The organism is Dyadobacter sp. CY351, assembly GCF_021502625.1.
GTDB classification, from domain to species: Bacteria; Bacteroidota; Bacteroidia; order Cytophagales; family Spirosomataceae; genus Dyadobacter; species Dyadobacter chenhuakuii.
The window spans coordinates 45,763-59,581 of record NZ_JAKFFU010000014.1 but is presented as its reverse complement, the minus strand read 5'-3'; the positions used below and the strand labels follow the sequence as shown (position 1 = coordinate 59,581).

At 46.2% G+C, this 13,819-nt stretch carries 13 protein-coding genes; 8 read left to right on the top strand and 5 right to left on the bottom strand.

From position 1 onward, the window contains the following. Window positions 1–207: 207 nt before the first annotated feature. From L0660_RS23155 to L0660_RS23140, 4 genes are read left to right on the top strand one after another with little or no spacing between them, the layout of a single operon-like run. Window positions 208–564 (top strand): endonuclease domain-containing protein, encoded by a 357-nt coding sequence (locus tag L0660_RS23155; protein ID WP_235161517.1) that lies wholly within the window; start codon window positions 208–210, stop codon window positions 562–564. 9 nt (window positions 565–573) lie between these two features. After that, complete coding sequence (locus tag L0660_RS23150; RefSeq protein ID WP_235161516.1) at window positions 574–1,182, top strand: pseudouridine synthase; 609 nt, start codon at window positions 574–576, stop codon at window positions 1,180–1,182. 16 nt (window positions 1,183–1,198) lie between these two features. Next, the gene (locus tag L0660_RS23145; RefSeq protein WP_233798865.1) at window positions 1,199–1,567 is read left to right on the top strand and encodes a YccF domain-containing protein; all 369 of its coding nucleotides are present in this window, start codon (window positions 1,199–1,201) and stop codon (window positions 1,565–1,567) included. A gap of 27 nt (window positions 1,568–1,594) precedes the next feature. Further along, the gene (locus L0660_RS23140) at window positions 1,595–2,584 is read left to right on the top strand and encodes an NAD(P)H-quinone oxidoreductase (protein ID WP_235161515.1); all 990 of its coding nucleotides are present in this window, start codon (window positions 1,595–1,597) and stop codon (window positions 2,582–2,584) included. Window positions 2,585–2,624: 40 nt separating this feature from the next. Here L0660_RS23140 and L0660_RS23135 read toward each other — a convergent pair whose 3' ends face one another. Next, entirely contained in the window at window positions 2,625–3,440 is an 816-nt protein-coding gene (locus tag L0660_RS23135) for an alpha/beta fold hydrolase (RefSeq protein ID WP_235161514.1), read from the bottom strand. Window positions 3,441–3,494: 54 nt separating this feature from the next. Beyond that, window positions 3,495–5,507, bottom strand: a complete 2,013-nt coding sequence (locus L0660_RS23130; protein WP_235161513.1) for a TonB-dependent siderophore receptor — start codon at window positions 5,505–5,507, stop codon at window positions 3,495–3,497. A gap of 80 nt (window positions 5,508–5,587) precedes the next feature. Here L0660_RS23130 and L0660_RS23125 point away from each other — a divergent pair, with 80 nt between their 5' ends. From L0660_RS23125 to L0660_RS23110, 4 genes are all read left to right on the top strand, one after another. Continuing rightward, window positions 5,588–7,069, top strand: coding sequence for a PLP-dependent aminotransferase family protein (locus L0660_RS23125; protein WP_235161512.1), 1,482 nt, complete (start codon window positions 5,588–5,590; stop codon window positions 7,067–7,069). Window positions 7,070–7,153: 84 nt separating this feature from the next. Next, entirely contained in the window at window positions 7,154–8,488 is a 1,335-nt protein-coding gene (locus L0660_RS23120) for a D-arabinono-1,4-lactone oxidase (RefSeq protein WP_235161511.1), read from the top strand. 105 nt (window positions 8,489–8,593) lie between these two features. Further along, complete coding sequence (locus tag L0660_RS23115) at window positions 8,594–9,298, top strand: TetR family transcriptional regulator C-terminal domain-containing protein (RefSeq protein ID WP_235161510.1); 705 nt, start codon at window positions 8,594–8,596, stop codon at window positions 9,296–9,298. A gap of 2 nt (window positions 9,299–9,300) precedes the next feature. Continuing rightward, window positions 9,301–10,602, top strand: a complete 1,302-nt coding sequence (locus L0660_RS23110; RefSeq protein WP_235161509.1) for an AarF/ABC1/UbiB kinase family protein — start codon at window positions 9,301–9,303, stop codon at window positions 10,600–10,602. Between the two features lie 36 nt (window positions 10,603–10,638). Here L0660_RS23110 and L0660_RS23105 read toward each other — a convergent pair whose 3' ends face one another. From L0660_RS23105 to L0660_RS23095, 3 genes are read right to left on the bottom strand one after another with little or no spacing between them, the layout of a single operon-like run. Continuing rightward, entirely contained in the window at window positions 10,639–11,760 is a 1,122-nt protein-coding gene (locus L0660_RS23105; RefSeq protein ID WP_235161508.1) for an AI-2E family transporter, read from the bottom strand. A 55-nt stretch (window positions 11,761–11,815) separates the two neighbouring features. After that, window positions 11,816–12,259, bottom strand: a complete 444-nt coding sequence (locus L0660_RS23100; protein ID WP_235161507.1) for a GNAT family N-acetyltransferase — start codon at window positions 12,257–12,259, stop codon at window positions 11,816–11,818. 49 nt (window positions 12,260–12,308) lie between these two features. Continuing rightward, on the bottom strand, window positions 12,309–13,793 hold the full coding sequence (locus L0660_RS23095; protein ID WP_235161506.1) for a cryptochrome/photolyase family protein: 1,485 nt from the start codon (window positions 13,791–13,793) through the stop codon (window positions 12,309–12,311). Between the last annotated feature and the right edge of the window lie 26 nt (window positions 13,794–13,819).

Here is a 13,819-nt window from a genome sequence, read left to right as displayed (position 1 = left end):
AGGGGACTTGTTGCTGCTAGTAAGTAACATGCTCTCCCCTTTAGGGGCCGGGGGAACAAGCAAACCGCATACCAGCAAACGCAACAATCACTACTTTTGCAACAAGCTCTCCCCTTTAGGGACCGGGGGTAGAAGTGTGACGCAAACTCGGATTGCCGAGCGGGGCGTAAGGAATAATTAAGACATTACACACTAAAAACACACATTATGATGCACTTTGGTGCTTCGCCATGGCTTTTCGAAAGGGCGCGGCAATTAAGAGATAATGAAACACGCGCCGAAAAACTACTCTGGGCCAGGCTTAGTAACAAGCAACTTGGCGTGAAATTTCGAAGGCAGCATCCGCTTCACTGTTTTATCGTAGACTTCTATTGTCATGAGCTAAAATTGGTCATAGAAGTAGACGGTGGAATTCACTTTACGGAAGAGAATCAGGAATACGACAAGATGCGGACGGAATTGATAACCGAGTTTGAGATCACGGTAATCCGGTTTCGAAATGAGGAAATATACTACGAGATTGATAAGGTGATTGACTTAATTAATAAGTTTATTGCCCATTAGATCTTCGATATGACCCCTTCACTGCACCATTACTACATTATCAACAAGCCCCCCAATATGGTTTCACAGTTTGTGAGTCCGGATGATGTGGGGTTGCTGGGGGATCTGGCGTTTGAATTTCCGGAGGGGATTCATGCGATTGGACGGTTGGATGGACATTCTGAGGGGCTTTTGATCCTTACCACGAATAAGAGAGTAACCAATCTGCTGTTTCAGGGAGAGGTTCCGCATAAGCGCACTTACTGGGTGAATGTGGGACATCACGTCAGTGAGGAAACGCTGCATAAACTCAGGACGGGCATTGGCATACGGATAAAAGGCGACGTTGAATATGTGACGTCACCGTGCGAAGTTGAGATTATTCCCAGGCCTGAGATATTAGCGCCACATGCCAGTGAAAGCTGGGAAGGAGTGCCCAACACCTGGCTCAAAATCACATTGACAGAGGGGAAATATCATCAGATCCGTAAAATGGTGCGGACCGCTGGTCACCGCTGCAAACGACTTATCCGGGTCAGTATAGAGGATTTGGAATTGGGAGACCTTGCTGCCGGTGGTGTAAAAGAAATTGAGGAAAGCGAATTTTTTAGGTTATTGAAGATCGATAACTGGAAATAACGAAAACAACCCCGACATGAATTTAATAGGCAACATTATCTGGCTCATCTTTGGCGGATTCATCGTCTTTCTGGAATATATGATTGCCGGCCTGGCGCTCTGCCTGACCATCATCGGCATTCCGTTTGGTATACAATGCTTTAAAATAGGTCTCCTGACGCTATTTCCTTTCGGGCAGCAGGTTAGGGAGGTTCCGGGGAACACCGGCTGTTTATCCACAATATTTAACATTCTCTGGATTGTGCTGGGCGGCATCTGGATTGCGCTTACGCATCTTATTTTTGGTGTGATCCTTGCCATAACGATTATCGGTCTGCCCTTTGCGCGCCAACATTTTAAGCTGATGAGCTTGTCCTTCACGCCGTTTGGCAAAGAAATTTACTAGTCATTATTTCATTTGACTGTAAAAAACATGAAAGCCATTATAATCTCGCAGCCCGGCGGCCCGGAAGTGCTTCAAACAGAGGAACGGCCAATGCCTCAACCGGCTGCTGACCAAGTCCTGATTAAGGTTTATGCGGCAGGGATCAACCGTCCCGACGTGTTTCAGCGTAAGGGAAATTATCCACCACCGGCATGGGCGCCACAGGATATTCCGGGGCTTGAAGTTGCAGGAATTATTGAGCAGGTTGGGCATGATGTTGCTGATTGGAAAAAAGGCGATGCCGTTTGTGCATTGCTGCCAGGAGGCGGTTATGCGGATTATGCGGTTGCGCAAGCAGGCCACTGTCTGCCTGTTCCCGGCGGCTTCGATTTCGTGCAGGCGGCTTCCCTTCCGGAAACGGTTTTTACGGTTTGGCACAATGCATTTCAAAGAGGCGGTTTAAAAAGCGGCGACAATTTCCTGGTTCATGGTGGCACAAGCGGAATCGGTATTACGGCCATTCAGCTTGCAAAAGCATGGGGCGCAAAGGTTTTCGCAACGGCTGGCTCGGAGGAAAAATGCAGTGCTTGCGTTACGCTGGGTGCGGATATTTGTATTAACTACAAAACCGATGATTTCGAAGAAAAGCTGAAAAATGAAGGCATAGACGTCATTCTGGATATGGTAGGCGGTGATTATATTCCTAAAAATATCCGGTTACTGCGGGAAGATGGGCGGCTGGTTTTTATCAACACCATGAACGGCGGCAAGCTCGAAGGTACCGAAGTAGATTTCGGCATGATCATGAAAAAGCGCCTGACAATCACCGGCAGCACGCTGCGCAATAGAAGCGATGAATTCAAAACGGCACTTGCGAAGGAAATACGGGCGAATGTTTGGCCCATTATAGAAAGCGGAGACTTCAAAACCGTCATAGCAGCTCAATTTCCATTAAACGAAGCCTCAAAAGCACATGCATTAATGGAAACGAGCGGGCATATCGGGAAAATTGTCCTGGTTAATGATTGGGAGTTGTAACCCAGTTGTCGCTTAATTTCTTATTCAAAATATCTGAAATCTATTTTGCCTGCGCGTAAACCATCAAATGTCCGGCGCCATCGATTGACACATCGGGTTTCACCATTTTTATCGGGATCAATTTATCGGCGGTGCCGTGAATGTGATACAGGTTTTCGAGATTATCCTGTCTTTTCCAGCTGCCCATTCTCACCAAAGCCCATTTTAAAAAACGGCTGTCGGTGTCGTGTAAAATGGATTTCAGCAGCGATTTCAGCTCGGGTGTATCCGCACCGAAAAATTTATAGGTAAATGTATTGGTTGATTTCAAAAACGGAGCTGCGAATGGGCTTAGTAACAAAAATTTGGTTAACCCCTGGTAAAATTTGGAAACCGGGACGCCGGTTGGTGTGCTCGAAATGATGACAATCTGCTCTGGATGAACGATATGTGCAAGTTCTGAGGCGACAATCCCGCCAAATGATAAGCCTACCAACTGGAATGGACGGGTTGTGTCAATTTGTGAAACGAGCCTGCCCGCATAATCTGTGATACTTTCCTTTTTTAATGGTTCTATCCAATCTATATAATGTACCGCAAAACGGTCATCCAGTTCCAATTTGCTGAAAACACGTTTATCAGCGCCTAAGCCGCTCAAAAAGTAGAGATTCATTTTATCGTTGTCCGGCGCTGTTGGTCGTTGGTGCGTATTCGCCGTTCCAGCCGATAAAGTATGCTCATTTCCTAAATTTGCTACAAACGATTTTTCTAACGGTCGGTTCGCACCATTTAACGTAGACTGACCGAAAATTTCGGCGCTCCGAACCGTTAGATAGATGGTCAGGCAGATGTGGGAAATGTTGATATTCGAAAGCATAATCGATCTTAAAAGCCAAACGAATATACGTAACGGACCAAGAAAAAGATTGAGCTACTTCGCGAAATTGAACCTGAGTCCGCCCATAGCCCATCGACCCGGCATTTTGGAGCCCAGCAAGTCGCTGTACTGAACGTCGAATGCATTATCGGCCTGCACAAATACGGCCAGACTGCGGTTCAGGAAAGCATATTCAGCCTTAGCATTGAGTAAAAAATAATCTTTCGAAATGTTCGCCTCAATGGCCGAAACCGCCCGTTCTGCCCTGTTTTTATACAACCCATTTACACTGAACGAAAACGCGGAAATCTGGTAAATCGCAGAAAAATTACCCAGGAACTTGGCGTGTGACGAGACGTAGAATGAGGGCTCAACATTGCTGCTTTCGCTGTTCAGCCAGGTTAACCCTGCATTGAAAATGATTTTTTGATTGGCAGAAAATGTATTGACTGTTTGAAAATCAAGTTCAAAGCCGGTTGTGTTCACTTCTGCAATGTTCAATGCAAGGCCAAAAGTCCCGGTGGGCGAAAGGTTGTCTTTACGCGGCATTTGGGCATACGGCGTTGAAACATAATCGATCAGGTCGTTTTGGAGTCTTTGGAAAAATGTGCCTGAAATTTTCAGCTGATTGGTGCTGCTATTAGTCAAAAACCAATCGGCGCCCGCTTCATAACTGAATGATCTTTCCGCTTTTAATGCAGGATTGCCCACATTTCCGCCCGTTACCAATGCTTTTTGAAAGTTATTAAACCGCTCTGTAAAATCGGCATCCCGGATCGTTTTGCCTGCGCTTCCGCGTAATTGCCAGTTTTCTTTTTTGTAAGATAAATTAATCTGCGGCACCACTTCCGAACCAATGCTTTCCCGCCAATCCAATCTGACAGAAGGCGTTACAGTGAAATCGGAACGGATATTTTGTACCAAAGAAATAAATGGTGCGAGCTGGCTCAGCGAATGATCGCCACGGTCATTGGAGGCAATGTTGCGGTTCTGGTAATTCAGTCCGGCGATCAGGTTCGTGCTTTGGGTAAATGTTTGCTGCCAGGTCAGCAAGCCCTGCCACAGTTGTGATTTGCTGTCATTAGCGATGGAATGCGGGTTAAACATATACTGATCCCTTACAAATTTATAGCCTCCATCGAGCGTGATGGCCGTTTTAGCTTTCCTATAACCGATTTTAACCTGATTCCAGGAAGTTTTTACCTTCTCGCTGGCCGTGTCGGATTTTAAAGCTGTGTAGAAATTCTGAGCAGCGAAATCCCGGTGATCATAGGAACTCCGCACGGCCACATTCAAATTCGGGGAAAGTGCGTAGTTCAGGGATAGGGATGCGGTGTTGTTATGAAAGTATCCTTTTATGCCACGCTGCTGAACGCCTGAGGCATTATTTGATAAAAAACCACCTGAAACCGCCAGTTTATTTCTTTGAACGAATGCGCCGACATTTGCATTTCTTAACCCATATTCTCCACCCGTCAATGCTGCATTAATGCTCGTTTTTGTTGTTTCAGCAGCATTTTCAGCACCATTACCTGACTGTAACCGTGCTGCAAATGTTTTGGAAATAACATGGATCACACCGCCCACCGCATCGGAGCCATAAATAGCCGAAGATGCGCCTTTCAAAACTTCAATCCGTTCAATTTCAGCAGGAGAAATTGGGATATAAGCATTGAAATGGCCGGTGTTGGGATCATTCAATCGTAAACCATCCAGAATGATCAGGACTTGCTGAAACGTTCCACCGCGTAGCACAATGTCACTCTGCGAACCCATCGGCCCGCGTGCCTGAATTTCCACGCCCGGCACATAACGCAGCAGATCATCGATGCTGTGCACGGGCAGGTTTTGGAAATACTCCCCTTTAATAACAGCAATGTTACGGCCGGTTTGCGAAGCGCGCTTTTCAACAAGAGAGGAAGTGACAGTAACCGGGTCAAGCGAAATATCCTGCGCATAAAGCGGATGCAAAATGCCTAATAAACTAATAAGTCCAAGGCTTGTAAAAACAAAAATTGCCGGGCTTTTCAAAGCCCGGATCAGAAGAGAAAGGATAGTTGTCATCATGGCTGAGATATCAGAATCAAATATATTTTTTACAAACTTACTATCTTGCCGGACTGTTAACATGCTCCGGTTTTAAGTTTATGAGTAGTCCGGTTGAAATCCCATTCCAAAGTATTGTGACCATTGACCGGCAAAATGAGACGCCGGTTTATCTCCAAATTTCGCGTCAGATGATCAATGCGATCCAGCGCGGCGTGCTTTATACAGGTGCCAGATTGCCCGGAACACGGTCATTGGCTGAGATCTTATCGGTTCATAGAAAAACCGTGGTGGCCGCTTATAATGAACTCGATGCGCAGGGGTGGATCGAACTTCGGCCGAACAAGGGGACATTCGTCACCCAAAAATCACCTGCAATTGCTGATAGTCCGGCGTCTTTTAATGCTGATTATCTTGTCAAATATCCTCAAAAAACGGGTTTTGCATTTGAAGAAAGCATGCTGCTGGACAGGCCGGTTTCCGTTTCCAAAGCCGAGCTGGAATTCACCGACGGTCTTCCCGACGTGCGCCTGGCTCCCATGGACAAGCTGGCAAAAGCCTATTCCAGCGTTTTAAGGCGAAATAATAACCGCAAATTGCTCGGTTACTCGCATGTGGAAGGCAATGCGTTTTTCAGGACGAAACTGGCTGATTACCTGAATAATACGCGCGGCTTGCATATTGGCAAAGAGAACATTATCACCACGCGAGGCATTCAAATGGGCATTTACCTGGCCTCCATGCTGCTCCTCAAAAAAGGCGATCACGTGGTGGTGGGTAACCTGAGTTACTATACTGCGAATATGATTTTCCAACAGGCCGGGGCCAACATTATTTCGGTTCTGGTGGATGAGCATGGCATATCGGTGGAAGCAGTGCGGAAGTTGTGCGAAACAAAACGGATACGGATGCTTTACATCACACCGCATCATCATTATCCCACAACGGTGACGCTGAGCGCGGAGCGGCGCATGGAATTGCTTAATCTTTCGGTGCAATATGGCTTCATTATCCTGGAAGACGACCATGATTATGATTTTCACTATAATAGCAGTCCGGTTTTGCCGCTTGCAAGCGCCGATCCGGCGGGAATGGTGGTTTATATCGGCTCATTCTGCAAAGCGCTGGCGCCCGGACTGCGCTCCGGCTACATTGTGGCGCCGCAAAACCTGATTACGGAACTGGGGAAATTTCGGAGGATCATCGACCGCCAGGGAGATCTGATGATGGAGCAGGCATTGGGTGAACTTTTGGATGAAGGAGAAATTCAGCGGCATATCAAGAAAGCACAGAAGGTTTATCATCAGCGACGCGATCTTTTGGGAACATTACTGCAAGCAGATTTCCAGGAATATCTCCATTTTAAAACACCTCCCGGCGGCCTGGCGATCTGGACAGAATGGCGGAAGGATGTTAATCTAATGCGCCTTAGCAAGAACTGTTTGAAACAAAACCTGCATTTACCACAGACACTACTCTTCCAAACCGGCCAGCTGAGTGCTATGCGGCTTGGATTTGGGAATCTGGATGAAGGAGAAATCCGGACGGCGGTTGAAATCCTGAATTATTCAATTAATTTGTGATTTAATCATATCCTTCTGGTTTTCACTTTGCTTTCTTCCCAACATATGAATAAGAGAACCTTTATTAAACTTTCATCCGCATTAATGACAGCTCCATTATTTACACCATTAACCGGCTGGGCAAACACCGATAAATTGAAAAACTGGGCAGGGAATTTAGAATACAGCACGCAAAAGCTGGATCAGGCGAAGAATCTGGCACAGGTTCAGGACATTGTGAAGAAATATCCAAAGCTTAAAGTGCTGGGAACCAAGCATTGCTTCAATAACATTGCGGACACTAAGGATCAGTTTATTTCCTTGGTAAATGCGGAGGAGCAGATGGTTTTGGATGAAAAAAACAAAACTGTAACCGTGAATTCCGGCATGAAATACGGACAATTAAGTCCCTATCTGCATCAAAAAGGGTTTGCGCTGCATAATCTGGCATCCTTGCCGCACATTTCGGTTGCGGGTGCCTGCGCTACGGCCACGCACGGTTCCGGGGATAAAAATGGTAGCCTGGCGACTGCGGTTTCGGGAATGGAGATCGTTACAGCGGCGGGTGATGTGATGCAACTGAGCCGTAAAAAGGATGGGGAGAAATTCAATGCGGCCGTTGTAAACCTGGGCGCTTTGGGCGTGGTGACGAAAGTGACACTGGATATTGTGCCGACATTCATGATGGGGCAGTTTGTGTATGAAAACCTGCCTCTGAACCAACTGAAGGATAATTTTGAAAAAATAGAATCGAGCGGATACAGCGTGAGCTTGTTCACAAACTGGCAAAGTAACGACATTACGGAGGTTTGGGTTAAGCAAAAAATAGAAGACGGAAAGCCGTTGAAAGCAGAAAAAGAATTCTTCGGCGCGAAACTGGCGACTAAAAACCTGCACCCGATCCCAGAACTGTCTGCCGAAAACTGCACCGAGCAAATGGGCGTTTCCGGTCCCTGGTATGAGCGCATGCCGCATTTCAAAATGGGCTTTACTCCCAGCAGCGGTGTGGAGCTGCAATCAGAATTTTTTGTGCCCAGAAAAAACGCGGTGGATGCGATTATGGCCATTTCCAAGCTGGGAAGCCAGGTCGGGCCGCATTTGCTAACTTCTGAAATACGAACTATCGCGGCGGACAATTTCTGGATGAGCCCTTGTTATAAGCAGGATTCTGTGGCGATTCATTTTACGTGGAAGCAGGAATGGGACGCCGTGAGCAAGCTGCTGCCAGTCATTGAGCGTGAGCTTGCGCCCTACAATGTGCGTCCGCATTGGGGAAAGCTGTTTTCGGTTTCGCCGGATCTGCTTGCAAAGCGTTATGTGAAAATGGAAGAATTCAAGGAGCTGGCCCAGGAAATGGATCCGAAAGGGAAATTCAGGAATGACTTTCTGAACCTCAATATTTTCAGAGTTCGAAAAATTAATAGGCCTTTCGGTGAATGATTACGGCCCTTTATTTTGTTCTCTAATAGTCCGCTATGAATATTTTATGCTGACCAACATTCGTTGTGTAAGCGTGGATCAACACCTTGTAAACCAAATAAAATAATGGCAGCAAAATTGAGGGAACTTCCGAATGCAGGAGAGCCGAATATGGCCGAGCCGGCAGCGGCACGGGAAATTACATCCGATAAGATCATTGAATTATATATGCACGATTGCCTGGAACAGAATAAAAAGCCGGAGTCGGTTTACCTGTTCTGCAAGCGGCATGGCATTGTCGAGAAGGAATTTTACAAACATTTCTCTTCAATCGAAGCAATTGAAAAAAGCGTTTTTGTGAGCTTTCACAGACTGGCCGTTAACCTCATGAGACAAAGTGGCGATATGCCGTCGCTTGATTTTCGGGATAAGCTTTTAACTTACTATTTTACTTATTTTGAGATACTTACGGCAAACAGAAGTTATGTTGTATTTGATCTCAAAAGTGAAAAGAACCGTTTGGCTGGATTAATGAAGTTGAAAGATTTCAGGAGTCAGTTTAAATCGTTCGTTAATGAAATCAGCGAAGGTTATCTGAAATCCAAAAGCGAGCGGATCCGCAAGGCGCAACAGGATGCATTGGAAGAAGGTGCGTGGATACAGTTTATGGTAACCCTCAAATTCTGGCTGGATGACGAGTCTATCGGCTTTGAAAAAACAGACCTTTTCATCGAAAAATCAATCCGCGCGACATTCGATCTGATCGACATTACGCCGCTGGAAAGCGTTATCGATTTTGGTAAATTTCTCATCAAAGAAAAGTTAAAGTAGGAATGGAAACAATTGACAGCATCCCTACTTCGAAAATTCAGCGTGCAACCAGATTGATTTCGACCGGTGTAAAAATCGGGGGTAACTATTTAAAATATTACGGTGAGAAAATCACCAATCCTGAATCGGCGCGGGATAACTTGAATACAAACAACGCTGAGGATATTTACGACGGACTTAAGAACCTGAAAGGCAGTGCCCTAAAAGTGGCGCAAATGCTGAGTATGGAGAAAAACTTCCTTCCGCAAGCTTATGTGGAGAAATTTTCTTTGTCCCAATTCTCCGTTCCGCCGTTGTCGGCTCCGCTGGTTGTGAAGACATTCAGAAAGTATTTCGGTAAATCGCCGCTTGATCTTTTTGATTCCTTTGATGCCAATGCGATCAATGCTGCGAGCATTGGCCAGGTGCATAAAGCGACGAAAGACGGCAAAGATCTGGCTGTGAAAATCCAATATCCGGGTGTTGCTGAAAGCATTTCTTCGGACCTGGCGATGGTGAAACCGATTGCCATGAGCATGTTCAACATTCAGGCGAAGGATTCGGATAAATATTTCAAGGAGGTTGAAACCAAGCTGACGGAGGAAACCAATTATTATCTTGAAATAGCCCAAAGCACGGAAATTGCCGAGGCCTGCGCACACATTCCTAACCTGCGTTTCCCAAAATATTATCCGGAATTATCCTGCGAAAGGGTGATTTCAATGGATTGGATGACGGGCAAGCATTTGTCGGAATTCACGAAAACGAATACGGACCAGAATCTGGCCAACAAGATCGGGCAGGCGCTTTGGGATTTTTATATGTTCCAGGTGCATCAGCTGCGAAAAGTGCATGCTGATCCTCATCCGGGCAATTTTCTGGTAGACGATGCCGGGAACCTGATCGCCATTGATTTTGGGTGCATTAAGGAGATTCCGGAGTCGTTTTACACGCCTTATTTTGAGCTGGCAGAGCCGGATAAGTTGAATGATCCTGAGATTTTCTATTCAAGAATGGAAGCGCTGGAAATTCTTTCGAGCAAGGACACGCCTCAGGAAACGGTTTATTTTTCGAAGCTTTTTAAAGAGATTTTATCGTTACTAACCCAGCCGTTCCAGTCGGATACATTTGATTTTTCGGATGAAACATTCTTTGGAAAACTGGCGGAATTGGGTGAGAAATATGCAAATGATAAAGAGCTGCGCAAAATGAATGTCAACCGCGGTTCCAAACATTTTATTTACATCAACCGCACATTCTTCGGGCTTTTCAGCTTGTTGCATGATTTGAAAGCGACCGTGGAAACGAAGCAGTTGGTGGCATAAAATATCGATTATTAAGATATTCAAACCGGCGAAAGACTAAGCATCTTCGTCGGTTTTCTTTTTGGGCTTGCGCTTGTTCACAAGCCTGAACAGATTGTTATTCGCCTGTTCCGGCGTTTGATCTCCCAGTAAAATTCCCCAAGGTTTCAAGCCATCAATCCGGTCAAAGACCACTTTCATCATCGCAATAGCGGGAATGGATAGGAACATTCCGGACAATCCGGCCAAGGCGCCACCCACCAGCACGCCCACAATCGAAACCAACGCATTGATCTTGACCTTGGAACCAACAATGAGCGGCACCAGGAAATTGTTGTCAATAAACTGAACAGCAATAAATACGCCCACAACGCCCAGCAATGTATGCGCATCGGGATGGCTGATAAACGTCACCATAACCGCCAGCGCTGTTGCCACAAGTCCGCCAATGTAAGGGACAAGATTTAAAATCGCGGCCATGATGCCCAAAAGCATCGCATACTGAACATTCAATAACAGCAGCCCTACCGAATTCAGCACGGCAACAACAGCCGTTTCCAGCAGCAAACCTACCATATAGCTCTGAATAATGGCTTTGATCTCGCCCAGCACTTCCAGCACGCGCGGCTTATGCTTCTCTGCAAACAGGACGACCATAAAATGCAGCAGCATCGTACGGTAATAAAGAAGCAAGAATGCGTATATCGGGATAAGGATCAATGTTGCGAGCGGTCCCGTAACCACGCCGAGCGTCTCGGCACCCTGGAAATTTTCCAGCGTTTTTGTCTGGGCATTTTTGAGATATTCGGCCTGTTTGCTATAACTGACGCTATATTCCCGCCGGATCCAGCGCCGCGCATCCCTGTAAAACTCATTAATGTTCCGCTTCAATTTCGGCCATTCATCCGAGAAATCTGAAAGTTGCATTGATAGCAAGATCGCGACGCCGGACACAAGCACGACCGCAAGTAACACCGCCAGGGTGATCGCCAGCACCTTATGCATCCCCAGCCGCGTAAGCCAAGCCTCCACCGGCCTGAGCAAAACTGCAATTAACCCCGCTAATGCCAAAGGAACGATAATATCCTGACCCAGATAGATTCCCAGCATGATGAGGCCTATGGCCAGCAGGGAGTAGGTGAGCTTTTCGTGAAAGGGGGCGGGGTTGAGGGAAGTCATTTCAATTGTTTAGCGACTCAATATAATGTAAAAAAGAATCTTCTTGGAAAATGTTTCAAACCAAAGGCTTCACCATAAACACGCTATGCCCGATCTCCTCGTTCTGCCCGAGTTTTTCGGCGTTGGTGTAGCCTAGTTTGTGATACATTGCGATGGCTTGGGGTTGGCCGGTGCCGGTTTCCAGGACGGCGTTTTGGAAGCCTAGTTCGATGGCCCATTGTTCCAGCTCGCGGACCATGGTGGAGGCGATGCCTTTGCCGCGGAACGCCGGAACGACAAACATGCGCTTTATCTCTATCGTGCTTTCGTTGTAAATCTTGAAACAGCCGCAGGCTACGACCGTATCGTTTTCGTAAGTAAGAAGCACGGTTGGCAGATTGGTGATACGGTTATAGTCTTCGTAATCAGCCTTGTTGGTATTGTAAATAGCGCAAAGCTCGTCGTCCAGCTGGTCGGTTAGCTTTTTGAAATCAGGGTTTTCGCTGTTTGTTCTGATCATTCGTCGCGTGTCGGGAAATGGATCGCGAAATTAGAGGATTTATAGCAGATTATTGTTTGTCCAATTTGGTCAGGAAATCATTTGCGTGCTGCAAATGTGCTTTTCGCTTTCCTTCTTCCATGTTGTCGAATGTGCTGATGAGCATGCCTAAGCGTGGGTTTTTCAGGAAGAATTTTCTGTTTTTATCCATAAACCGCCAGAAAAGTCCGTCCCAGGTTTGCTGCCAGTCGCCTTTGGGGAAGTCGCTCATTTTCATCAGATAATTACTGCTGCTAATGTAAGGTTTGGTTGCTAGTAATCCACCGTCTGCAAACTGGCTCATTCCGTAGACATTAGGGACCATCACCCAGTCGTATGCGTCGATAAAAAGCTCCATAAACCAGCGATAAACGTCATCAGGGTCGAATTCGCATAACAGCATGAAGTTTCCCAGCACCATTAAGCGCTCAATGTGATGGCAGTAACCGATATCGAGGACTTTCCTGATAACAATATCAACCGGCTCGATGCCCGTTGTGCCAGTCCAGAACGTTTCAGGGATTTTGCGTGTATAGCCCCAATAATTTCGCGTCCGCTCTATGCTGCCCTTGTATTCGTAAACCCCATGCATAAACTCGCGCCAGCCAATGATCTGCCGGATAAAGCCTTCCAGTGAGTTGAGCGGAATGTCATGTTTTCGCGCATACTTTATAGTTGCGTTAATGACTTTTTTAGGCGTTAGTAAGCCTGTATTGAGCATGGGCGTCAACACGCTATGATGGAGAAAATGTTCTGCGACAACCATGGCATCCTCGTATTTGCCAAATTCCTCAAAACGCTTTTCCATAAACTGATCGAGCCAGGCCTCGCTTTCTTCGGTGGTGATCGGGAAGCGGATTTCGTCGGGAATGTCGCCGTAATTGTCCTTATAATGTTGCCCGACGTAACGTTTCGCTTCGTCATAATGCTCATTTGAAGCCGGGAAATGAATTGTTGGCGGCACTTGTTTTTTTGGGAATTTTAATCGGTTTTCCGTATCAAAACTCCATTTGCCACCTTCCGGATCACCGTCTTCGTCCAGCAGTATCTTGTATTTTTTGCGCTGAGCACTGTAAAAATCTGCCTGGAAATATCTTTTCTTGTTCATGAAATACATTTCCAGATCTTCTTTGGAATTCACGAACATTGGCGTTTCAAACTCGATCAGCTCGATATTGTTCATCTTTGCAGACGTTGAAAGTCGTTTTTGGAGCCAGTTATCGGTAACATCCACATAGAAAATTTCTTCAACACCCTTCTTTTTAAGCATAGGAACCAGTTTCCGGACATCAGCCAGGGGACCCTGCGCGTCAATGTAATGCACATTTAATTTCTGGCTTTCTAAATGCAGCTTGTAAGCCTGCATAGAAGCGCGGTGGAAAAATAATTTGTGCTTGTGAAATGAAAATTGGTTGAAAAAAAGATCCTCTTCCACCAGGAAAACGTCTCTTCCGGCTGTAACAGCCGGATGCGGATGAAACAACTGATGCGGAAAAATTAACGTAATTGCCTTCATTTGCTATTCATTATCGATACATGCCG